General features: G+C 70.5%; 16 protein-coding genes. 8 read left to right on the top strand and 8 right to left on the bottom strand.

The features are described from left to right. Positions 1-51: 51 nt before the first annotated feature. Positions 52-2,139: an acyltransferase family protein gene (locus FHS23_RS02770; RefSeq protein WP_343053593.1), complete on the bottom strand. Its 2,088-nt coding sequence runs from the start codon at positions 2,137-2,139 to the stop codon at positions 52-54. A gap of 164 nt (positions 2,140-2,303) precedes the next feature. Between FHS23_RS02770 and FHS23_RS02765 the strand changes: the two genes are divergently transcribed. Then, positions 2,304-3,473 (top strand): hypothetical protein, encoded by a 1,170-nt coding sequence (locus FHS23_RS02765; protein ID WP_183647220.1) that lies wholly within the window; start codon positions 2,304-2,306, stop codon positions 3,471-3,473. Between the two features lie 74 nt (positions 3,474-3,547). Here the strand turns inward: FHS23_RS02765 and FHS23_RS02760 are convergent, their stop codons facing one another. The 3 genes from FHS23_RS02760 to FHS23_RS02750 form a co-directional block, all read right to left on the bottom strand. After that, positions 3,548-7,327: an FkbM family methyltransferase gene (locus tag FHS23_RS02760; protein WP_183647217.1), complete on the bottom strand. Its 3,780-nt coding sequence runs from the start codon at positions 7,325-7,327 to the stop codon at positions 3,548-3,550. Beyond that, positions 7,320-8,804, bottom strand: coding sequence for a flagellar basal body-associated FliL family protein (locus tag FHS23_RS02755; RefSeq protein ID WP_183647214.1), 1,485 nt, complete (start codon positions 8,802-8,804; stop codon positions 7,320-7,322). The genes FHS23_RS02760 and FHS23_RS02755 overlap by 8 nt, the downstream gene beginning before the upstream one ends. 204 nt (positions 8,805-9,008) lie before the next feature. Further along, complete coding sequence (locus FHS23_RS02750) at positions 9,009-10,232, bottom strand: SHOCT domain-containing protein (protein ID WP_183647213.1); 1,224 nt, start codon at positions 10,230-10,232, stop codon at positions 9,009-9,011. Positions 10,233-10,381: 149 nt separating this feature from the next. Here FHS23_RS02750 and msrA point away from each other — a divergent pair, with 149 nt between their 5' ends. Beyond that, a complete protein-coding gene (msrA, locus tag FHS23_RS02745) occupies positions 10,382-11,041 on the top strand; it encodes a peptide-methionine (S)-S-oxide reductase MsrA (RefSeq protein ID WP_183647210.1) in 660 nt (219 codons plus the stop codon). Between the two features lie 25 nt (positions 11,042-11,066). On the opposite strand, the gene FHS23_RS02740 is transcribed toward msrA, so the two are convergent. Together FHS23_RS02740 and FHS23_RS02735 are read right to left on the bottom strand one after the other, a co-directional pair. Further along, complete coding sequence (locus FHS23_RS02740; RefSeq protein WP_183647207.1) at positions 11,067-12,698, bottom strand: sulfatase family protein; 1,632 nt, start codon at positions 12,696-12,698, stop codon at positions 11,067-11,069. A gap of 194 nt (positions 12,699-12,892) precedes the next feature. Then, entirely contained in the window at positions 12,893-14,431 is a 1,539-nt protein-coding gene (locus tag FHS23_RS02735) for a PucR family transcriptional regulator (protein ID WP_183647204.1), read from the bottom strand. A gap of 167 nt (positions 14,432-14,598) precedes the next feature. Here FHS23_RS02735 and FHS23_RS02730 point away from each other — a divergent pair, with 167 nt between their 5' ends. Beyond that, a complete protein-coding gene (locus FHS23_RS02730; RefSeq protein WP_183647201.1) occupies positions 14,599-15,861 on the top strand; it encodes an NAD(P)/FAD-dependent oxidoreductase in 1,263 nt (420 codons plus the stop codon). Positions 15,862-15,882: 21 nt separating this feature from the next. Then, entirely contained in the window at positions 15,883-16,074 is a 192-nt protein-coding gene (locus FHS23_RS02725) for a hypothetical protein (protein WP_183647198.1), read from the top strand. A gap of 76 nt (positions 16,075-16,150) precedes the next feature. Here FHS23_RS02725 and FHS23_RS02720 read toward each other — a convergent pair whose 3' ends face one another. Beyond that, on the bottom strand, positions 16,151-17,308 hold the full coding sequence (locus FHS23_RS02720) for an FAD-dependent oxidoreductase (protein WP_183647195.1): 1,158 nt from the start codon (positions 17,306-17,308) through the stop codon (positions 16,151-16,153). Between the two features lie 94 nt (positions 17,309-17,402). Here FHS23_RS02720 and FHS23_RS02715 point away from each other — a divergent pair, with 94 nt between their 5' ends. Then, positions 17,403-18,200 (top strand): thymidylate synthase, encoded by a 798-nt coding sequence (locus FHS23_RS02715; protein WP_183647191.1) that lies wholly within the window; start codon positions 17,403-17,405, stop codon positions 18,198-18,200. After that, a complete protein-coding gene (locus FHS23_RS02710; RefSeq protein WP_183647189.1) occupies positions 18,197-18,691 on the top strand; it encodes a dihydrofolate reductase in 495 nt (164 codons plus the stop codon). The genes FHS23_RS02715 and FHS23_RS02710 overlap by 4 nt, the downstream gene beginning before the upstream one ends. Before the next feature lie 238 nt (positions 18,692-18,929). Here the strand turns inward: FHS23_RS02710 and FHS23_RS02705 are convergent, their stop codons facing one another. After that, a complete protein-coding gene (locus FHS23_RS02705) occupies positions 18,930-19,673 on the bottom strand; it encodes an IclR family transcriptional regulator (RefSeq protein WP_183647185.1) in 744 nt (247 codons plus the stop codon). 178 nt (positions 19,674-19,851) lie between these two features. Here FHS23_RS02705 and FHS23_RS02700 point away from each other — a divergent pair, with 178 nt between their 5' ends. Next, entirely contained in the window at positions 19,852-21,207 is a 1,356-nt protein-coding gene (locus tag FHS23_RS02700) for an RraA family protein (protein ID WP_183647182.1), read from the top strand. A gap of 46 nt (positions 21,208-21,253) precedes the next feature. Then, the gene (locus FHS23_RS02695) at positions 21,254-22,597 is read left to right on the top strand and encodes a TRAP transporter large permease subunit (protein ID WP_183647179.1); all 1,344 of its coding nucleotides are present in this window, start codon (positions 21,254-21,256) and stop codon (positions 22,595-22,597) included. The last annotated feature ends 12 nt before the right edge of the window (positions 22,598-22,609 follow it).

Here is a 22,609-nt window from a genome sequence, read left to right as displayed (position 1 = left end):
GTTCCCATCATCGCCGGTCAGCGGGTTCGTCGGCAGGCCCCCGGCGTCGCGTCAACGAGCATGCCGCGGACCGTCGTCGCCGTCCGGACGTCGGGGCGGAACCCGACGTTCGTCAGACGGATCCTCAGGCGATTGTCGCGGCGGCCTACGGGGTGGCCGGGGGTGCGGTTCGGGTCCCGGCGGGCGTGGCTGTGACATCCGTTCCGGTCGTTGCTGTGCCTGCCCGGGGCCGGCGTGTTCCGACCCGTTTCGTTCCTCCTTCGGCCGGTCGGGACGTTCGGCCGGCCAGGATCCGGGCGCGCGGGTTGCCCGCGGCTGCTCCCAGCGCGGATCGGCACCGGGGCCCGGAGCCTGCTGTGGGTGCCACCGTTGCGGCTGCGGGGACCCGTCCGGAGGTGGTTCCGGGCGGCGGTTCGCGACCGGCTCGGCTCCGTCCGGTCGAGGGCGAGGCCGAGGCCGAGCATCGGGATGGTCGCCCGGGCCACCGCGTCCGTTGAGGTGAGGATCGGCGCCGCGGCCGTGATGGTCTGGAGACGGCTCGGGTGCGGACCGCGGTCCGTTCCGCGGCGGTCGCGGTTCCCGGAACCTACGATCGGTTCCCGGCGGCTCCGGGCGCGCAGGCTCCGAGCGCCGACCCTCCGCCTGCGACTGTGGCGGTCCCGGCCGGCCCGGTCGTGGCGGCTGAGAGCGGGTCGGGTCGACAGGCGCCGGTTCCGACAGCGACCTCGAGGCCAGCGGCTCCGACGACAGGGGCCCCGGCGACTGGGGACCCGACGACAACGACTCCGACGACTGGGGACCCGACGACAACGACTCCGAGGGCAGCGACTCCGGGCCGCTGGGACGGCGGCGCTCGGACCGCCCCGCGCCGCCGTGATCGGCCGGGAGCCGCACGGTCGGCTCGGCGGTGTCGGCACTCGGCGGTCCGGCTCCGGCGTCGGCGTCCTCGCGTCGGGACTCGTCCACGCCGGCGCCACCCGAAGCACCGTCCGACGCGTCACCAGTACCGGATCCGCGTCCCACGCCGTTGCCCACGCGGCGTGACAGTCTTCGGGCCAGATCGTGGCTCGGTCGTTCCACACCGCGGTAGCTGACCTCGACCAGCGCCGCCGTGACCAGCAGGGAGACCGGGAGCGCGATGGCGAACGGCACCGTCGGGCGCAGCAGGCCGAGGGTGACGAAGATGCCCAGTCCGTGCAGCAGATAGATGGAGTACGAGCGCTCCGACATGGCCGTCCAGAAGCGGAACTGTCGCAGCTTCGGTTCGGCGAAGTAGCCCATCAGGAAGAACATCACGGCGATCGACATCGCGAGGTTGTACGAGTCGTCGATGCGCCCGACGTCGATGATGTCGGCGTACACGTACAGCATCCACGCCAGCGCGCCGAGCCCGCCGCCCGCCCACAGCGGGATCTTCTTCGACGTCGTCGCCCAGATGATCTGACCGATGATCAGGATCGGCAGGTACGACACGTTGACCGCGAACAGCGACCACGACTCGTTCAGCTCGCTGCGGCTCGACAGCACGACGAACACGAACGTCAGCTCGATGCCGATCGCCAGCCACACCGCCCGCCGCAGTACCGGCAGCAGCGCCAGCAGGATCAGGTAGAAGAGGATCTCGATGATCATGGTCCAGGCCACCGGCATGAGGACGACCTGCGGATACAGGATGTAGTTCACCAGGGTCCAGTTGGTGAACATCGTCCACGGCGTCAGCTCCTGCGACTGGCCCGTCGACTGCGGTTCCAGTCCCGCCCACAGCGCGGCCGACGTCAACAACAGTACGAACAGAAGTGGCGCGTACACGCGGATGAACCGGTTGAGCGCGAACTTCCGGTACCCCTGGCGGATCGCGATCGGGGTCACGATGAACCCGCTGACCAGGAAGAAGAACGGCACCGCGACCTGGCCGATGCCCTGGGTGGCCATGCGCATCGGTTCGCTGCTGAAGGTCTCCACGAACTCGATGACCGGCGCGTTCTCGCCCTTCACCTGCACCCACGGGTGGGCGATATGGGAGTAGACCACCAGCAGCGCCGCGATCGCACGGCCCATGTCGACGAACGAGATGCGGGTCTTGTCGTCGCCTTCGAGCGGCTTCGGCCGAGCGCGCGACGTCCTGTCCAACGCACTCACCCCCTCAGCGTGCCGCTCTGTGTCCCTGCCGATCCTCCCGTTCCCGGCTGCGACGACCTCCGGTGCTCTGGTTCACTCCAACGGTGAATCGGGCAAACGGCAGCGTATCCGCAGTTAGCATGGCTGTGGAATCCCCGTCCGACCGATGAGCTGTGACGCCGCGCATGACCGACACGACCGCCGCGCTCCCGACGGCGGCGCCCGCGACACTTCGCCAGCGGGCGTGGCACGCGCTCCGGCCGGTGCTGCCCGCGCTGACGGCGTTCTACGCGGTCCAGGTCGTCTCGTACGTCGTCATCGCGCTCGTCGCCGACCGCGCGGGCGTGTCGTTCACGGAACTGGTCGGCAGCTACGACGTCCACTGGTACGCCGAGATCGCCGAGCACGGCTACCGTCAGGACGTCCTCCTCGACGCCGACGGCAACCCCGAACCGGTCAGCCTCGCGTTCTTCCCGCTGTTGCCCGCGCTGGCGTCGGTGTTCGGGCTGTTCGGCATGCCCGCGGCGGCCGCGTTGCTGCTGGTGTCGCTGCTCGCGGGGGGAGTTGCCGCGTGGGGACTGCACGTGTTCGGCACACGCCTCGGAGGTCCGCGCGTCGGCAACCTCATGGCTGTGCTCTGGGCGGTCGCGCCCGGCGCGATCGTGCTGCGTATGGGTTACTCCGAGTCGCTGTTCGTGGCCATCGCGGTGTGGACGTTGCTGGCGCTCGAACGGCGGCAGTGGGTGGCCGCGGGCGGATTGACACTGTTCGCGGGCCTGTCGCGAAGTACCGCGGTGGCGCTCATCGCGGCCGTCGGCGTCGCGGCGCTGATCGCGATCGCACGCCGCCGTGACGGCTGGCGCCCCTGGGCCGCCGCGCTGCTCGCACCGCTGGGACTGGCCGCCTACCTGCTGTACGTCGCGTGGCGCGGCGGTCGCCTCGACGCGTGGTTCTGGATCCAGGAGCACGCCTGGCACATGGGCTTCGACGGCGGCGAGCTCACCTGGATCACCCTCGGCAGGGTGGTGTCCGGCGACGAGCCCATGTGGTCGGTGATTCTCGCCGCGGTCGTCGTCGTGAGCGTCGGGCTGCTCGTCGCGTCGTGGTTCGTTCGGTCGATTCCGCTGCCCGCACACGTCTACACCGCGGCGATGATGGCCTCGGCGCTCGGCACGGGCGCGTTCTGGAACTGCCGGGCCCGGTTCCTGCTGCCCGCGATCACGCTCGCCGTCCCGGTGGCGTTCCTGCTGGCCCGCGTGCCGCGATGGGTGTCGGCGGTCGTGCTGTCCCTCGCGTGTGTCGCAGGCGCCTGGTGGGGCGCCTACCTGCTGGCGTACGCCGAGCTCAACCCGTAGCGACGTCGACGCGGCGTAACGATTCCGCGCACGTGGGCGTCACGAACCGGGGGCACGAACCCGCCTACAGAGGATTACTGGGGGCGGAGCCAGAGGGTGGTGAAGCCGCGCTGGTCCATGCGGGCGCGGTGGACGAGTGTGTCGTCCGGCTCGTCGTCGGCGAGCGTGCCGTCGGCGAGCAGTTCGACCGGCTGGTATCCCCACTTCCGGTAGGCGCTCAGCACGGCGATCGGGTCGTCGCCGAACTCCTCGATCGCCTCCGGCGAGAACTCGCACAGCACGTCCGGCCGGTCCCGCTCGAGGGTCTCCTGCAACCCGGCGAGCGCCCGATGGTCGCGACCCTGCAGGTCGGTCTTGACCAGGCCCACCGGCTGCCGCAGCACGTCGGTGTGGCCGTCGAGCCGCACGGCGTGAACCATGAGTCCGGCCGTGCCGTCCGGTTCGCGGACCCGGTGGTCGCCGCTGTTGCGCTCGTCGGGGTGGGCCAGCACGAGGTTGCCGTCGCCGTCCCATGCGGCCGCTTCCAGCACGCTGACCAGTCCCGAACGGTCCTTCGGCAGGTTCACGGCCAGGTTGCGGCGCAGGTACTCCGCGTTCGTCGGATCGGCCTCGACGGCGACGACGTTCGTGACGGCCGGTGACGACCGCAGCAGGCTCAACGTGTGATAGCCGACGTGGGCGCCGAGGTCCAGGAACGCGCCCGGCCGCCGCTGCGCGAGCTGCGTCAACAGCTGTGCCTCGTCGCGTTCCCACGACCGGTGGTGGCGGATCCACGGCAGCATCACGTCGTCGACGGGCAGCAGCAGCGCACCGGCGTCGCACACGACGACGTCGCCGCCCTCGGGGATGGGGGCGTGCACGAGCCGTGCCGCCTCCAGCACCGCCTCGAGGTCGCGGCCGAGCCGCTGGAGGGCGTGCTCGTCGTTGTCGAACCGCTGGTCCCGCGCCTGGATCAGTTCGTGCATCGCCTCGTGCCGCCGGTCGACGTCGGCCGACAGGTGCGCGAGCCGGTCGGCGACCTTCCCGATGTCGGCCCTGCTGCTGCGGAACTCGTCGACGCCGACGGTCTCGGCCTGGCGCAGCTCGTCCACGGTGCGGCGCAGCTGCTCGGCCCGTTTCTCCTGCCTGCGGGCCGCCTCGCGCGCCTCCGCGGCGTCGCTCGACGTCGCCTCCACGGACCGTTCGAGCGCTTCGATCCGGCCGAGCAACCGCTGCATGGTCGCTTCGGACCCGTCCTGCAGCGTGCCGAGCACCTTGCGCTGGTGGACGTCGTAGTGGTCCAGCAGTCGCAGCACGGCCTTCCGCAGCGCGGGTGCGATCGGAGAGCGCGCGGCGGCCCCCGTTTCGGGCCGCCAGCGCAGCGCCTCGCGGGACTGCCGCATCGGCGTCAACGGGTCCTCGGGCGCGGGTGTCTCCTCGGCGGCCCTGCGGCGGTCGAGCCACGTTCGGTGCGCGCGTGCCAGCTCGGTGCGCAACCACCTCGACGCGGTCTCCATCGATCGCGTGCGCAGGATGTGTTCCCTGGCGGCGCGGCCCCGGCGGGAGGCCTCCGCGGGCACGTCGGCGACCTGGCGCATCGCCTCGGCCGCGGCGTCGACGTCGGGCTCGGCCCACAGCGCACCGGGGTGGTACGGCTCACAGTCGTCGCCGACCGACACCAGCCGGTACGGGATCGGCCAGCCGGTGTCGGCGTCGAGGAACTCCGTGGTGCTCGAGTACGCGGTGCTGATCACCGGCATGCCGCGCGCCATCGCCTCGGCGACGGTCAACCCGAAGCCCTCACTGCGGTGCAGCGACACATAGCAGTCGGCGGAGGCATACAGGTCGGCCAGCTCGCCGGCGCTGAGGTAGCCCTCGACGAGCTCGATGCGGGCGTCGTCGGCGACCATCGTGCGCAGGCGTTCCGCGGCCTGCGGGTGCAGGTCGCCGTTGATCGTCTTGAGCACGAGCCGCGCGTCGGTGCGGCTCTCGAATGCGATCCGGAACGCCTCGACCGCACCCCACGGGTTCTTGCGCTCGCCGACACTGTTGAAGTCGAACGCGTACAGGAACCGCGTCGGATCGCCCGCCTTGCGCATGCGCGCGGTCGGGCCCGGATCGCGCACCGGCACGGGAATGGTCTTCACCGGCACGGGCGCGTGGGCGGCGAACGCGTCGCGGCAGAAGTCGCTGACCGTCCACACCTCGTCGACCATCGAGAACGCCTCGTGCTGCCACTCGGGGAAGTCCTCGAGCTCCCAGGCCCACAGGCCGATGCGGTACCGGTCGTGGACGACGTCGGGGTGCGTCGACGCTGCGAGGCGTGTCTGGTCGGCGTTGACGGCGATGATGCTGAGCGGGAACCGCGGGTCGCCGACCGTGGCGGGCCGCTGGACGCCGGTGCGGTTCGACACCGCCTTCTCCTCGACCACGGACGCCACCTCGACACCCGCGTCGACGATCGCGTCGTGGATGACGCGGCCCATCTCGCCGAGGCCGAGCTCCGCGGTCAGGTAGCCGAGGAGGTTGACGCCGAAGTCCTCGTCCGGTTCGCGCGGCTCGGGTTGCCGGTGGGGCAGTGCCCAGTCGGGCAGCACCTGTTCGGCGACACCGGAGCCGTCGCACCAGGCCCGGAATCCCTCGGCGTCGGCAGCCGTCGGGTGCGGGAACGCCAGTTGCAGGTCCGTCCGCTCGCGCCAGACCGCCATCGTCATGCGGTTCAGGCCTGCGGCGGCCTGCGCGTGGTCGGCGGGCGCCGACAGCCACGCGCGCAGCGCTTCGCCACCGTCCTCGCCGTAGGCATGCGGCGGCATCGGTTCGCGGCGGCCCGCGCCGCGGCCCGTCTCGTCCGGCGTCTCGGCGGCGATCCACCCGTCGCGGAACAGTCGCCTGCAGCCCGCGGGCAGCGGTGTGCCGTCGCCGAATGTGGCGAAGCCGTACGGGATCGCGTCCAGGGTCTCGGCGTACCCGGAGGACTTGAGCGCCGCACCGTAGGCGTCGCACAGGGCGCGCAGGTCAGGGTTGTCCGACAGCAGCACCCGCGGGTTGCGGGCGCAGTGGAACGTCAGCAGCCACGGCTTCTCGGGGCGGTACCCGGAGAAGTGGAAGAATCGCAACGGGTGGTCGCCCGCGGTGAGCGTGCCGTCGTCGGCGCGCTCGACGGGGCGTTCGTGCAGGTTCCAGTACGCGACGTTGAAGCCCGGGTCGGTGAGCACCACGTGCCGGAACAACGCGGGCACCTGGTCGACCCAGCGCTGATCGGTGAACAGCTGCTCGGCGGGCGCGACGATCGCGTCCTGCCGCAGCCTGCCCGCCCAGAACTCGAGGAACTCCTCCGAACCCGGCCCGACACCGACGAACCCGAGGTTGAAGATGCCGGTACCCATGATGACCGCGTCGTCGGGCTCCTTGCCGTCGCGCGGGAGCGGCGCGGTGAAGTGCGGGGTGAGCACGATGCTGTGCTCGAGGGCCAGCTCGGCGACCTCCGGCATCGGCGAGAACACCTGGATGTCCGGGTCGAGGTAGATCACCACCGACGAGCTGGCCCGGAGTTCACGCAGCAGGTACGGCTTGACGGCGGTCGCCAGCTCGGTGATCGAGTACGCCGTCGCCATGCGCAGGTACGTTTCGGAGTCGATCCCGAACGCCGACGGCCCGACGATGTGCATCCCGTCGATGACCGTCTCGTCGTCGCCCGGGGCCGTGGTGTCGATACCGCGGTCGCTGTCGATGACGCCGACGACGAACTGGTGCCCCGGATGGTGCTTCAGGTACGACGCGGCGAGCACACGTGCCGCGGGCAGGTAGTTGCGGGCGACGATGGTGCACGCGGTGACCACGGTCAGGTCGCCGCTGGCCTGCGTCGGCTCACTCATCGGCGGGCAGGTTCTCGAGCTGGGTGTTCAACGTCGCCTCGAACTTGTCCCGGATGGCGCCGAGTTTCTCCTCGCCGGACCAGCCCTCGATGCGCACCAGCACGTCGCCGGACAGGTAGTGCGCACGCATCGTCGCGGGCTGGGTGACCTTGCCCTTGTCCTTCTTCTGCTGGATCTCGGTGACCTGGACCGAACCGGGAACGCCGTTGACGGACGTGTTCTTCTGGTTGTTCTTGAGCTGGATGTCGCGCAGCTCGCCCACCGCGGCCGACGCGGCGTCCTGGTCGGCGACCTTCACCATGAGCACGACCGTCTTGACCTTGCCGCCGTCGTGCCGGTACACGGCGTACTCGGCTTCGCCGGGGCCCGCGCTCTGGTAGGCGGACGACTCGTCGTCGGTGAGCAGGTTGATGCTGGCGATGTCGTCCCACGAGTCGAGCGATGCGCTGTCCTCGATCTCGCCCTGCTGGCCCTCGAGTGGCATGTCGTCCTGCGGCGGCGGGGCCTGGCTGCTGCTGTTGCCGCCACCGCCCTGCTGACCCTGGTTGCCGCCACCCGCCTGGTTGTCGGCGTCACCGGAGCCGAACAGGAAGAACGCGCCCGTGGCGATACCAGCCAGCAGCACGACGGCGCCGAGGATCGCGAAGATCTTGCCCTTGCCGCCCTTCGACTCGCTCTCGAACGAGTCCTCGGGGCCCTGGCCCCAGTCGGCCGAGTTTCCGGGCGAGACCGGCGGGAACTCGCCGCCCCACGGCGGGCTCTGGTCGACCTCGGGCGCGTTCCACGGCTGCTGCGCCTGCGCGGGCTGCGGGAAGCCCGCGGCGGGGGAGGCCTGCGGCTGGTACGGCGGCTGCGGCGGAGCCACCGGCTGGACGGCCTGCGTGGCCTCGGCGTCACCGGGCCGGACCGCCTGCGTCGCCTCCGGGTCCGAGGGGCGAACCGCCTGCGTGGCCTCGGGGTCGCCATTCGGCTGGGCGGCCTGCGACGGCTGGGCCGCCTGCCCGGGCGGCGGGGTCACCGGGGCGATGACCTGCGTCGAACTGGCGTCGCCGCCCTGGTTCTGGTTCGCCGGCTGCTGGGGGTTCTGGGGCTGTTGCGGGTTCTGGGGTTGCTGCGGGTTCTGCTGGGGCTGTTGCGGGTTCTGCGGCTCGGGCTTCTGGGGGTTCTGCTGCTGCGCCTGCTGTGGTGCCTGTGCCTGGGGCGGCTGGGCCTGCTGTGCCTGGGGCGGCTGCTGTTGCTGCGCTTGTTGCTGGGGCTGCTGTTGCTGGGCCGGGTCCGGCTGACCGGGCTGCTGGGTCTGGCCGGGCTGGCCGGGTGCTTGCCCCGGTGTCTGAGCCTGAGCGGCGCCCGCGGCTTCGTCACCATGCGTGACGGCCGACGACAGCACCTGGTCGCGCCGCACGCGGTAGTCGTCAGCGGAGAGTCTGCCGGCTGCAAGCTCCTCGTCCAGCTTGCGCAACTCTTCCTGCCAGGACACCACGTACCCCCTGCTCGATCAGCGCCGCCGGCACGGGCGGCCGCTTCCTGCGATGTGTTCGAACTGCGCTCATTCTGCACGGCGTGCAGGCCGTGAGGAGGCGTGGGTCATTTTGTGACCTCGCCGATTCCGGCCGGTCACCGGAACGCTTCTTTCGAACGACGTGCTCGTCCACGTGGGTGGCGGAACCCGACCGCCGCGGCTTCACGACGACGCGGGGAGCGCGTCCTGCAGGGAGGTGAGGGTTTCCTCGAGACGGCCGATCAGTTTCCGCTCGTCGCCGCCGGTCGGCTGGGAGACGCCGATGCCGACGGCCTTGTTGCCGGACGCGTACCAGACGATGCTCACCCGGCCGTCGGCTTGCTCGCCGGTGAAGGAGATGAACCGCGGGTCGTCGTGCAGCCGCCCGTTGCTGAACCCTTCCTTGACCAGGGTCGTGTTCATGGCGCGCTGCAGGCCCACGGCCTTCTGCTCGCTGGGGCTACGTGCCACGAGGAGGCTGTAACCCTGTCGGCCCTCGGCGGAGGCGCGGTAGACGAGGTCGGCCACGCCGAACTTGCGCATCGACTCGGCGTCGACGTCGGTGATGAATCCCAGGTCGAGGGCGCGGTCGACCGACATCGTCGAGTTGTCAGGACTCGGCTCGCCGGGCAGTTCGGGAAGGCGGTCGCTGAGTGAGGCCTCGTCGCCGCTGCCCTCGCCGCCGCCCTCGTCGTCGCCGTCCGGGTCGGCCAGCGTGTCGGACGCCGGAGCGGATGAGGTCGCGCCGTCCCCGGAGGTGCCGAGCCACCATGCACCGCCGATCACGCCACCGAGGACCAGGAGGATCACCAGCGGCACGACGATCCAGGTGCCTCTGCGCTTCTTCGCAGGTGCCGAGAAGTCGGGATAGTCGCTCGCCTGGGACGTCTCGTCAATGTCCACCGGCGGCAGGCCCGCACCGAACTGGCCCTGCTCGGCCGGCCTGGTGGAGCCGTTCGCGGGCGTGTGCGGCACGAACAGGGGAGCGGGTGCCCGGCGGGCCGTCGAGGGCGGCTGCGACGACGGGTTCAGCGACGAGCGGTTCTGCGACGAGCTCGGCCGGTTCGCGTCGGGCCGGACGTCGGAGGAGTCGCGGCTCGCGGACAGCTGCGCGGCGGCTGCGGGGTTGGCGGCCGCCCACGTCGGCCCGTCGGAGGTTTGCTCCCCGGACCCGGCGGCAGGGGCCGTCGTCGACCGGCCGGTGGCGCCCTGCTGCGGCGAGGGGTCGCCGTCACCGGTGTTGCTGGTGCCACCGCCGTCGCCGTGGCCACCGCCATTTCCACCGCCGTCGCCGTCGGAGGAGGCCTCGGCGAGGATCTCGTCCCGTTTGCGCCGGTGTTCGGCCTCGGTGAGGGCACCGGCGGTGAGCTGGGCATCGAGACGTCGCAGCTCTTCTTGCCAGCTCATGCGGGCTCCCCTGTGGGTCTTCGTGCTCGGGTGGGCGCGGGCGGGGCCGCTCGCCGTTCCGGCGGCCGCGCGTACGCCGAGCACAGTACTGGCCGATGCACGGTTGTTATCAGCGGTTCGCGCGAGAATGTGTCGCCTACCATGGCTGTATGTCGCTTTTCGGTCGAGACAAGACGCGCCGGGTCTCCGCGGACGAGTCCCTTCCGGGTCGCACCGAACCGCTGGTGACGCCGGAACTGCACGCGGTGTATCCGGACCGGCGTATCAAACCGCCGTTCCCGGAGGGCATGCGCACCGCGGTGTTCGGCCTCGGCTGCTTCTGGGGCGCCGAGCGGCTGTTCTGGATGACCGACGGGGTGTACTCGACGGCCGTCGGCTACGCGGGCGGCCACACGCCGAACCCGACGTACGACGAGGTGTGCACCGCACTGACGGGCCACACCGAGGCGGTGCTCGTCGTCTACGACCCGACGCGGGTGAGCTACGAGCACCTGTTGAAGGTCTTCTGGGAGGGCCACGACCCGACGCAGGGGATGCGGCAGGGCAACGACGTCGGCACCCAGTACCGCTCCGCGATCTACTACGACGGCGACGAGCAGCGCGCCGTCGCCGAGTCGTCGCGGGAGGCGTTCCAGCAGGCGCTGCGTGCAGCGGGCCAGGGTGAGATCACCACCGAACTCGCGCCGCTCGGCGAGTTCTACTACGCCGAGGACTACCACCAGCAGTACCTCTCCAAGGTGCCGAACGGTTACTGCGGCCTCGGCGGCACTGGGGTGTCGTGCCCAGTGGGCCTGGGTGTGGAGTCGTAGCGGAACCCGCTGACAGGCGCGTTCGTTACGTCGGCGCGGGAGCCGGCGAAATGTCCGTTCGGCACTCCTCGCCCCGGCAGTCCTGGAGCTCGTCCAGTTGCCGGTCGAGGAAACGGCGTGGCGCGGTGTACCGGGGATCGTCGTGCCGTGAGGTCAGCTCGTGCGGGTCGGTGCGCAGGTCGTAGAGCTCCCGATCCCCGCTGGCATAGCGGATGTAGAGGTACCGGTCGGTGCGGATCGCCTCGTAGGACGCCGAGGTGATCTCCCCCTTCTCCTGCTCGTCGGTCTCGACCCTGGACCACGCCGTGCCTTCCTGGTCCAGGTTGCCCTCCGCGGCGGCTCGGCCGGACGCGCCCTCGAGACCGCGCTCGCTGTCGGCCTTCAGTGCGTCGGGCTGGGCACCGGTCGCGGCTTCGTGCAGCACCGGCCGTGTGGTGCGTCGCTGCGGATGCTCGGCGAACGGCAGCAGGGACCGCCCGTCGAGTGCGTGGCCCGGCTCGGCTCGGGCGATCTCCGCGATCGTCGCGGTCAGGTCGGCATTGCCGGTCAGTTCCCGGGAGTGGCGGCCCGCCGGAAGGCCGGGGCCGCGGATCAGCATCGGCACGTGCGCCGACGCCTCGTGCGGCAGGTACTTGCCGGTGTGCACGCGATGTTGGCCGAAGAAGAACCCGTTGTCCGATGTGAACAGGACGTACGTGTTGTCCAGTTGGCCGGTGGCTCGCAGCGTGTCGACCAGCTTCTGCACGGCCTCGTCCACGGCCCGCAGCGATGCCAGTCGACCCCGGTAGCTCTCGGTGAGCCTGGACCGGTCTGCCGTGTCGAGCCGTGGCCTGCGTTGCAGGAAGGACGGTTTGTCGCCCAGGTCCTTCTCGTTGAAGGCGGGACCGCTGGGCAGGGGTTCGTCGGCGAACGCGCCCTCGTGGCGCGGTGCGGGCCGCGGCGCGGGCCCGACGCCCGTGTTCTCCGAGTGCGGGGCCAGGAAGGCCATGCTCAGGAAGAACGGCTTACGTGACGTCGCGTGGCGGGCGATGAAGTCCGCGCCTTTGTCGCGGTACACGTCGGTCTGGTAGAGCTCCGGGTCCTCGACGTGCGGCCTGCCGTAGGTGTGCAGCTTGCCGTTCTCGTTGAGCCGGTATCCCCACATGCGATACGTGGTGGGGTCGACGGAGCCGCGCCATTCGTCCCAGCCGGGTGGCACCTCCGTCTCGTCCCGGTAGCCGTAGCCGTTCGGGTACTTGCCGATGTGCGAGGTGGTGTACCCGGCCCGCTGCATCCACACGGGCAGGGTGTCCTGCTCGTCGAGGTTGAGGTAGCCGCCCTGTGGCGGATAGTTGTGCCGAACGCCGTTGTTGTGCGCGAACTGTCCACTGAGGAATGTCGAGCGTGACGGGCAGCACAGGGGGAACGACGCGTAGTTCCGGTCGAACGTCACTCCGGCGTCACCGATCAGGTGCTGCGTCCGCGGCATGACGCGCATGGACTCGAGCCACTGGTCGTCGGTCATCACCACGACCACGTTGGGCTTGCGCTTCGGTTCCGGCTCCTGCGTCCGGGCGGGCGCGCTGCATCCGGTCAGCGCGACCGCGCCGAGCAGCACCGTCGCCAGCAACGCCGCGAGCGTTCGCACACCGCTTCTCCCGTCGAACCCCGCAGCCATGCGAACCATGATCACGACGGGATGTGTGAGCAGCGTCAGGACGACGTCGGGGGCGCCTACGGCGCGAAGCCCGAACGCAGGACACGCGGGCCCGAATGCAGAGCACGCGCCCCTGAAGGCACAACACGCGCCCCTGAAGGCACGACACGGGCCCCCGAAGGCACAACACGCGCCCCTGAAGGCACAACACGGGCTTATCGTTCGTGTTCGCCGATGGCGAGGGTGATCAGCATCGCGAGGCGTTTGCGTGGTTCGTCGAGGCGTAGATCGGCGAGTTCGGACATCTTGCGCAGGCGGTTCCGGACGGTGTTGGGGTGGACCTCGAGGTGGTCGGCCGCGGCGTTCAGGTCGCCCTGCGCCTCGAGCCACGCGTGGAGCGTGGGCAGCAATCGGGTGCCGTGCGCGTCGTCGTGGCGCGCCAGGTGCGCGATCGGTCCCCGCGACGGGACTCGTCCCGCGGTGGCCGCGGTTCGGAGCCGCTGCAGCAGGATCTCGTCCCAGGCTTCGTCGTAGCAGACCGGTTCGGTGGCCGCCCGTGCCGCGTGCAGGGCGAGGCTCTCGTCCGCCTCCTGCCTGCTCGCCGGGATCTCGCCGGGTTCGGCGGGTCCGCCGACGCCCGCGGCGAGGCTCGTGTGGACCGGCAGCCCCTGTCCGAGTTCGTGCAGCCAGTCGAGTGCGGGCGCGGGGTCGTCGCCGCACGGAAGCACGGTGTAGACGGTGTTGCCGAACAATGTTGTCCTGCCTGGGCGCGACCAGCCGAAACCGGTGGTCGCCCGCTCGAAGGCCAGCAGAATCGCGGCGTTCCGTTCGGCCGCCGTGTGTGCCTGCAGTGCGATGACGCGGTGACGTCGCGGTGGAAGGCCGAGTTTGCCGATGACGGCGGTCGCGTCGGGAGTGCCTTCCAGTAACTGGATCACCAGCTCCGATTCGACCTGTCGTTCCAGATCGGCGCTCACCCGGGAACGCAGCAGGTGTAGTGCCACCGTGTGGGCGCCGTCGGCGAGAACCCGCGTGCGGACCGCATCGAGCGGGCCGTCACACGTGACCCACAGCGATCCCAGGAGTTCACGGCCCGCGCGCACCGCGACGACGGTCCGGTCCTGTAACCCGTGTTCCGGTTCGCCGGTGACGTGAAGCGGTTCGTCGGACACCGCCAGGTGCCCGAACACGCCGCGCTCGTCGAACAGTGTCCGCACCCGCTCCGGCACGCGCCTGCCGAGGATCGTGTCGAGCCGGGCCGCGTCGGTGTCGTGCTGGACGCTCGAGTAGGCCATGACGCGGGACAGCTGATCCTCGATCGTCACCGGGGCCCCGACACCGGCGGCGATGCTGTCGGCGAGGGTGAACAGGTCACTCGGCCCTCGGCCCGCCTCGGTCTCCCGCCCCTCGAGCACCAGGCCGTACACGACGCCCGCCACCTGGCTCCACGACACTTCCCCGGGCACCAGCAACAGGCAGATCTCTGCAGCCTTGGCCGTAGCGACGACGTCCTCGCCGAGCTCGCCGTCGACCCGGATCAGTACGGCCCTGGCCTGGGCGGCACGCGCCAGTTCGAGCGCACGGGCGCCATCGGGGACGCCGACCGCCAGCAGTGCGTCGCCGAGGACCGGCCCCTCGCCCGCCGGGTCGTGCATCGCCACGCTGTGCAGCTCCGCGTCCCTGCTCCGGTTGTGGCCCGCGGCACGTACGTCGTAACCGCCCAGCACGTTGATGAGGCGATCCAGCCTGACCATGCACGACCAGCCCTGCGCGAATCCGCCGGGACACCGCCCGGATGAGCCGATCGTACGCTGGCCGATCCGGACAATCCCGCAAGCCGAGTTTGTCGATTTCGCACAACCCGGTGGCGGCCCGGTTCGGTCATGCTCACAGGAGTCGGACCGGACACGGGAAGGTACTCATGCTCAACGCCGCAGGCAGCTCCGATCACCCGCGGACGGCGGTCGTCGTCGGAGCAGGCGTGGTCGGGTTGTCGACCGCCTGGTTCCTGCAGGAACACGGGGTCGAGGTGACCGTCGTCGACCGCCGGGGCGTGGCCGCGGGTGCGTCCTGGGGCAACGCGGGCTGGCTCTCGCCGGGGCTGGCGCTGCCGCTCAACGACCCCGGCGTGCTCCGCTACGGGCTGCGCTCGCTGTTCGACCGCACGGCACCCCTGCACGTACCGGCCAGGATCGACCCGGCGCTCTGGCGGTTCCTGCTCCGCTTCGCCGCGCGTTGCACCACGAGCGGCTGGGACCGCGTGGCCCGCGCGAACCTGCCGCTCAACGTCGAGAGCTTGAAGGCCTACGACACCCTCGCCGCCGGCGGTGTGGACACCCACGCGGTGCACGCTCCGATCACTGCCGCTTTCGAGAACCACGACCAGGCCGCCGTGCTGACCGGCGAGTTCGACCGGCTCGGCGACGCGGGCCAGGACGTCTCGTACCAGCGGCTGAGCGCCGGTGAGCTGCGGGACCGCCTGCCGCAGGCGTCCGACCGGCTCGGCGAAGGGGTCCGCCTCGACGGGCAGCGCTACATCGACCCGGGTGGGTTCGCGGGGGCGCTCGCCGACTCCGTGCGCGCCCGAGGCGGTGTCATCCGCGAGGGTTTCGACGTGGCCGGCGTGCGGCCCCACGATCAAGCCGTGACGCTGAGGTCGACGGAGTCGGCCACGGTGTCGGCGCACGTCGCAGTCCTGGCGGGCGGTGCGTGGTTCAGCCGGCTCGGTCGCCGGTTCGGGATCCGGGTGCCGGTCCGCGCCGGTCGTGGCTACTCGTTCACCGTGCCCACCGACGAGCCGGTGACCGGTCCGATGTACCTGCCGGGGATCCGCGTGGCCTGCACGCCGTATCAGGGTGCGTTGCGGGTCGCAGGGACCATGGAGTTCCGCCGCGTGGACGATGCGCTCGACCCCGCGCGGATCGACGCCGTCGTCGAATCGGCCCGCCCGCTGCTGAACGGGGTCCGCTGGGAGGAACGCACCGACGAATGGGTCGGCGCCCGCCCGGTCACCCACGACGGCAAGCCCATCATCGGCGCCACGAACGCACCCAACGTGTACGCGGCGGGAGGCCACGGCATGTGGGGCCTGACGCAGGGTCCCGCCACCGGGCGTCTGCTCGCCGAGCAGATCGTGACCGGCAAACGGCCGGACGCGCTCCACGAGTTCGACCCGCTCCGCTGACCACCGGCGAAAGCTGCAGGTATGACCGGGAACGAGCGGCCGCGGCCGGGTGGGCCACAGCCGAACGACGACGAACGCGCCGAATTGGAATGGCTGCGCGTCGAGAACCAGCTGTTGCGCACGCAACGCGACGTCCTCGAACGCATCGCCACCGGATTCGCCGAGGACCTGGGCATCGCCTGGCCCGGCGACACGGCTCGGCCGGGCGGGTAACCCCGCGAGGACAGGCGATGACCGCCGGTGGCCGGCTCGACGCGCGGCCTAGCTCCACGCCCGCTCGCGAAACCGCTCAGGGCGGTGTCCAGTCCAGCGTGGCGTCGAACGCGCGGAGTGTCAGGGCCTCCGGGACGGCGCCGACGAGTGCGTTCCGGACCGTGGTCGTGATGCGGCCGCGCATCCCTGCCGCCCTTCCTGCGCTGCGGGAGCGGCGCGCCAGCCGATGCACGCGGTGCAGCCGTCGACGGTCGTAGACCCGCAGCCGCTGGGCGGGGTCGCGATCCGCTCCGGCGGCGAGGGCGCTCGCGAGCTCGACGGAATCCTCGAGGGCCTGGCACGCGCCTTGGCCGAGATTCGGGGTCATGGCGTGGGCGGCGTCGCCCACCAGGACGGTTCGCCCATGGACCAGGGTGCGCAGTGGCGCAAGGTCGGCGAGTTCGTTGATCAGCAGTTGCGACGGTTCGACACTCGCGAGCAGCCGCGGCAGCGGGTCGTGCCAGGAGGAGAACCGGTGACGCAGCCACGGCAGCGCCTCGCCGGGCCCGGACGGGACGCCCGAGGCCACGGGAACGACCAGGAAGACGTAGAGCCGCCCGTCGGGTAACGGCGCGAGCCCCGCGTAGTCGCCGCGCCCCCAGCTTTCACCACCCTCCACGTCGCCGGGGTCGGCGAGCCGGCCGATGAACCGGGCCGCGAGCATGCCGGTCGAGCGGACCCTGGCGCGTGGCCACAGCGACCCGCGCACCGCGCTCCCCACACCGTCGGCGCCGATCACCACGTCGCCACGCACGGATTCGCCGTTGCCGAGGATCACGGCTTTATCCGGGTCGGCGCCGTCCGCGTCGACGGCGCGTACCTCCGCCGAGGTGCGAATCCGGACGTCGCGGCACGCCTCCCGCAGAGTGGTCAGCAGCTCGCCGCGTTCGACGATCACGATGCCGTCGCCGAACCGGGCGGCCAGCGCGTCGGTGTCGGTTCGGGTGAGCCACCGGCCGCGACTGTCGCGGATCCCACCCGAGGCCTGCACCAGCCCGAGGCGACGGATCCGCTCACCGAGGCCGAGTGCGTCGAGCGCCCGAAGCGCGTTGGGCCACAGTGTGATCCCGGCACCGACCTCGGAGATCGACGGTTTTCGCTCCAGCACCGTGACCTGCCACGACCGGCGCCGTAGCGCGGCGGCGGTGGCCAGCCCGGCGATTCCGCCGCCCACCACGACCGCGTGTTCCGCCATGGGGCCATGATGCCCCGCGCTCGTCCTTACGGCCCGCCCGTCGCCCACCACCGCCCAACCGGACACGCTTCGCGCGGCTGCCTACGATCGGGGCATGCCGGATACGCAGTATGAGAACTTGCTTCAGCACGTGTTGGAGGGCGGTGCCCACAAGGCGGACCGCACCGGCACGGGCACGCGGTCGATCTTCGGTCACCAGCTGCGCTATCGGCTGTCCGACGGGTTTCCGCTGATCACGACGAAGAAGGTCCACTTCCGTTCGATCGCCTACGAACTGCTGTGGTTCCTGCGCGGCGACGCCAACGTGAACTGGCTGCGGGAGAACGGCGTCACGATCTGGGACGAGTGGGCCGCGCCGGACGGCGACCTCGGGCCGATCTACGGCGTGCAGTGGCGGTCGTGGCCGACGCCGGACGGCGAGTACATCGACCAGATCAGCGAGGTGCTCCGCACGCTCCGCGAGAACCCCGATTCCCGGCGGATCATCGTGTCGGCGTGGAACGTCGCCGACATCCCGCGGATGGCGCTGCCGCCGTGCCACGCGTTCTTCCAGTTCTACGTCGCCGACGGCGAGCTGTCCTGCCAGCTGTACCAGCGCAGTGCGGACCTGTTCCTCGGCGTTCCGTTCAACATCGCGAGCTACGCGCTGTTGACGCACATGATCGCCGACCAGGTGGGCCTGCGGGTCGGTGACTTCGTCTGGACCGGCGGTGACTGCCACATCTACGACAACCACCTCGAACAGGTGCATACGCAGCTCTCTCGCGAGGCGCGTCCGTTCCCCTCGCTGGCCCTGAAGCCGGCGGACAGTCTGTTCGACTACACCTACGAGCACTTCGAGATCCAGGGCTACGACCCGCATCCCGGGATCAAGGCGCCGGTGGCGGTGTGATCGGGCTGATCTGGGCGCAGTCCGCGAACGGCGTCATCGGGCGTGACGGCACCATGCCGTGGCACCTGCCCGAGGATCTCAAGCACTTCCGTGCCGTGACCGAGGGTGCGACGGTGCTCATGGGCCGCCGCACGTGGGAGTCGCTGCCGCCGCGGTTCCGGCCCCTGCCGGGACGGCGCAACCTCGTGTTGTCCCGCACCCCGCAGGACGACGCCGAGACGTTCTCCGACCTGGCGCAGGCGCTCGATGCGGCGTCGGGCGACGTGTGGGTCATGGGCGGCGCGGCGGTGTACCGGGCTGCGTTGCCGATCGCCGACCGCGTCGTGGTCACCGAGATCCGCGAACACTTCGACGGCGACACGACGGCGCCGGACATCGGCACGCCGCCGGACTCCACCGGGCCGTGGCACGAGTCGTCGACCGGGCTGCACTATCGAATCCTCGAGTGGGCGGGGCCTGCCGACCGGCAGGGGAGCGCCGCGGCCGAGTGATCGCCGTACGGGCCGCGGCGGTCGGCGTGGCCGAAAGGGGTTGGACCCGGGGGCACAACATCGGCCACTTCTTCTTCGCTCTCGATCCCACGTTCTTCCGCTCGCGGGGAGTCCGAGGTCGATCTCGACGACGCGATCGACCTGTTGCCGAACTGCGCCTCGTGGCGTTGCCGACCGTGCGGGGGTTGCGTTCGATCTCGACCGGTGACGGCGCGAGGACAGCCGGTCGAGATCGTTGTCAGGCACCTGCGGGTACGCGGCTGCCGATAGCCTGTGCGGCGCGGCGGACGTCCGCGGGCAACGCTCCCGCGCCGACATCGCCCAGCGAATGCGTCGCGCCGGTGAGGCCGATCGATCCGAGCGGACGGTCTGCCGTGTCCCTGATGAGGGCGGCCACAGCGGTGGTGTCGAAACGACGTTCGTCCACCGAGGTCGCGAATCCGTTGTCGCGAATGCGTTGCAGGTCGGAGTGGATGGCGGATGCGTCCAGGACGGTCCCGTCGGCGAAGGTGATCGGCTGCAGCTCGTCCGCGATCTTCCCGAGGTCGTTGTCGGGGTCGCCGGCCAGAAACACCTTGCCTGCCGCGCCTGGGTACAGCGGCAGTCGCTCACCGATGGGCAGCGAGTAGTGCGGCCGCTGACCGCCCTCGACCCGGTCGATGAGGACTCGGGTGTCCTGTACGCGCACGTAGAGGGACGCCGTGAGACCCGTAGCCGTGGCGACCTCCTCGAGGACGGGGCGAGCCACCAGGCGGAGCGGACTCGTCGTGGCGAAGGCGTGCGCTGTGGACAGTGCGGCGGGTCCGGCCGTGTAGCCGTTGGCGTGGCGGCTCGCGTAGCCGTGGTCGGTCAGCACGCCCACCAGCCGTTGTGTCGTGGCCACATGGAGGGCGGTGCGTTGCGCGATATCGGTGAGCCGCAGCGGTTGCTGCGCGAGCTCGAGGACCTTGAGCACGTCGAACGCCCGATGTACCGAGCGCATCGGACTTTGACTCTGGGTGCCTTCTGCTGAAGGTTTCGCTGGACTCATCCCGCAACAGTATCACTGTATGAGAACTTAACTCATTTTTCCGCCGGAAGTCTTGACCTTCAGTCTCGCCGTAATCAAGACTCTCACTAAGTGAATGGATATTTCATACAGTGATAATTAGGATGGATCGATGAGGATCGCAGTGCTCGGCCTGGGGGAGGCCGGAGCCATCTACGCGGCAGGGTTCGTCGCGGCCGGCGCAACCGTTATCGGGTTCGACCCCTGTGACGTACCGACGCCGCAAGGCGTGAGCCGGGCCGCAAGCGCGCGGGAGGCCGTCAACGACGTCGACCTGGTGGTGAGCCTCGTGACCGCCGCCCACGCGGTGGCCGTTGCGGAAGAGGTCACGCCGAAACTGGAAGCCCGCTCGGTGTACGCCGATCTCAATGCCGCGTCGCCGGAATGCAAACGGAATGTCGCGGCCGCCCTCGGGTCGGCGTCGGAGCAGTTCGCCGATGTCGCGGTGATCGGCTCCGTGCCCCGCTTCGGTGCGGCGACGGCTCTCCTCGTGTCGGGGCCCGGGTCCGACGCGGCAGCGACGATGTTCCGCACATTGGGCGCTCCCGTGGAGGCGATCGGCGGACAGCCGGGGGCCGCATCCCGGCGGAAAATCCTCCGCACGGTGTTCATGAAGGGGCTCGGCGCGGTCATCGCCGAGGCCATGGACGCAGGTTCGGCGGCGGGTGAGACCGAATGGGTCCGCACGCAGATCGCGGATGCGCTCGTCGGAGGGGAACAGGCGCTCGACCGGCTTGACAACGGCACCCGCAAGCATGCCCTGCGCCGCTCTCACGAAACCGAGGCGGCCGCTGAGCTGCTCGCCACGCTCGGCGTGGCGCCCCTCGCCACCACAGGTGCGGCGAATCGGCACCGCGCGTTGAGCCTCGAACCGGAGCGGAGCCTGGGCGACCTGCTTGCCGGCTTCGCCGACATGCCGACCGCAGCGATCGGGGACGCGCGCGATCGCCTGGGCGTGGTCGATCCGCGCGTGCGCACCATGTGGACGGGGGCGCGACTGGTCGGACGGGCGTTTACCGTGCTCTGCCGCCCGGGCGACAACCAAGGCATCCACGAGGCGTTGGCCACGGCCGGGCGCGGTGACGTGCTCGTGGTCGACGGTGGTGGTCATTCCGGTCGCGCCCTCATGGGCGAGTTGATCGCGCATCGTGCGATGAACCGTGGCATCGCGGGCATGATCATCGACGGCGCCGTGCGCGACGTCGACGCCCTACGAGAAGCAGGCTTTCCGGTATGGGCGGTCGGGGTTTCGCCCGCAGGCCCGTACAAGTCGGGTCCGTCCCGCCTCGGCACCGACGTGTCCGTCGGCGGGGTCGTCGTGCACCGCGGCGACATCGTGGTCGCGGACGCCGACGGGGTCATCGTCGTGCCGCAGCACGACGCCGAACGAGTCCTCGCGGCCACCCGCGCCGTCGTCGCCGACGAAGCCGCGCGTTACGAACGGATCATCGGCGAACGCGCCGGCTGACCGCGTCACCCGTCACCCCACTCCACCGCCGTAGAGGGGATTCCCCATGCCCACCGCACTGCTCGCGCTCGGCGCGTTCATCACCGTCATCATCGTCTTCAACGTCGTTCTCAAGCGGAACATGGGCGAGGCCATGCTGTTCGGCCTGCTCACCACCGCCGCGTTCGGCGGCACCGCTGCACCCGACGTGCTTCTCACCGGCCTGCGGTCCGCACTGGAGGAGGAGGTGCTCTACGCGGCGTTGGCCTTCGTGTTCATGGCCTACGTCGTCGACCGCACCGGGCTCATCCAGAAGCTGCTGACGATTCTCAATTCCCTCGTGGGCCGTGTCCGCGGAGGTCCCGCACTGGTCGACACCGCGGGCTCGGCCGTCATGGGAGCGCTGTCCGGGTCCAATTCCGGCAACACCGCGGCCACCGGGGCTTTCACCGGCCCCTGGATGGTCCGCACCGGGTGGACGCCGGAACGCAGTGCCACCGTCATGGCAGGCAACGGCGGGCAAGGGGCCGCTCTGCCGCCGAGTGCCTCGATGGTCATCATGATCGGCTTCGCCGGGTCCATGGTGACCACCGGGCAGATCTATCTATCGCTGATGTGTGCGGGGCTCTACCAACTGCTGTGGCGGGTTCTGCTCATCTCCTACTTCGTCAGGAAGGACGGCATCCACCGCGCACCCGCCGACGAATTGCAGCCGCTGCGCCGAGCCCTGAGGGAAGGCGGAACGGCACTCGTCATCGTTCTCGGCGCGCTCGTGCCCATCGCGATCACGGTCGGCCCCGTCGCGCACCTGCTCATCACCAGCAGCCCGCTCGGCGAATCCATCGACGACATCTCGATCCTCACCTGGATCCCGGTCCTGGTGACGGCCCTCGCACTCGTCGTCGGCAGGAACACCCTCCCCCGCGGGGGGCGGGCATGGGGTGAATGGCTCACCACGGCGATGCCGCGTTTCTCCAACATCGGCGCGCTGCTGTACTTCGCTGTCGCCGCGAGTGTGGTCCTGGGGGAGCTGGGGCTCGCCGACGACATCGACGCCGTACTGAACGGCCTGCAGCTGGACAAGTACGTCACGGCCCTGATCGTGGGTGTTCTCGTGGCCGTCATCGCGGGTCCGCTGTCGTCGACCGCCACGCTGACGGCCGTCGGCCAGGTCTCCCTGTTCGCGCTCGTCTCCGTCGGAGTGGACCCTGTGCTGGCCGTCACGGCGATTCTCGTGTTCGCCTCGACGGAAGGGGCTTCGCCGCCCGCCTCCGGGTCGATCTTCGTGGCTTCCGGGCTCACCGGCGCGAAAGCCGAGAAGACGTTCCTGCCCCTGATCGCCTACTACATGGTCCCGATCACCCTCATCGGCTGCCTGATCGCCTGGGGTCTGCTCCCGGTTCTGTCCTGACCCGACCCGTTC

The organism is Prauserella isguenensis (genome assembly GCF_014191605.1).
GTDB lineage: Bacteria > Actinomycetota > Actinomycetes > Mycobacteriales > Pseudonocardiaceae > Prauserella > Prauserella isguenensis.
Note: the sequence above shows the minus strand (reverse complement) of the source record. Positions and strands in the feature narration are given on the sequence as shown.

Coding starts and splice junctions, on each gene's coding strand:
- FHS23_RS02750 (WP_183647213.1), bottom strand. CDS start 10,232: ATGAGCTGGCAAGAAGAGCTGCGACGTCTCGATGCCCAGCTCACCGCC.
- FHS23_RS02725 (WP_183647198.1), top strand. CDS start 15,883: ATGACCGGGAACGAGCGGCCGCGGCCGGGTGGGCCACAGCCGAACGAC.
- FHS23_RS02740 (WP_183647207.1), bottom strand. CDS start 12,698: ATGGCTGCGGGGTTCGACGGGAGAAGCGGTGTGCGAACGCTCGCGGCG.
- FHS23_RS02715 (WP_183647191.1), top strand. CDS start 17,403: ATGCCGGATACGCAGTATGAGAACTTGCTTCAGCACGTGTTGGAGGGC.
- FHS23_RS02720 (WP_183647195.1), bottom strand. CDS start 17,308: ATGGCGGAACACGCGGTCGTGGTGGGCGGCGGAATCGCCGGGCTGGCC.
- FHS23_RS02765 (WP_183647220.1), top strand. CDS start 2,304: ATGACCGACACGACCGCCGCGCTCCCGACGGCGGCGCCCGCGACACTT.
- FHS23_RS02700 (WP_183647182.1), top strand. CDS start 19,852: ATGAGGATCGCAGTGCTCGGCCTGGGGGAGGCCGGAGCCATCTACGCG.
- FHS23_RS02695 (WP_183647179.1), top strand. CDS start 21,254: ATGCCCACCGCACTGCTCGCGCTCGGCGCGTTCATCACCGTCATCATC.
- FHS23_RS02730 (WP_183647201.1), top strand. CDS start 14,599: ATGCTCAACGCCGCAGGCAGCTCCGATCACCCGCGGACGGCGGTCGTC.
- msrA (WP_183647210.1), top strand. CDS start 10,382: ATGTCGCTTTTCGGTCGAGACAAGACGCGCCGGGTCTCCGCGGACGAG.
- FHS23_RS02760 (WP_183647217.1), bottom strand. CDS start 7,327: ATGAGTGAGCCGACGCAGGCCAGCGGCGACCTGACCGTGGTCACCGCG.
- FHS23_RS02735 (WP_183647204.1), bottom strand. CDS start 14,431: ATGGTCAGGCTGGATCGCCTCATCAACGTGCTGGGCGGTTACGACGTA.
- FHS23_RS02705 (WP_183647185.1), bottom strand. CDS start 19,673: ATGCGCTCGGTACATCGGGCGTTCGACGTGCTCAAGGTCCTCGAGCTC.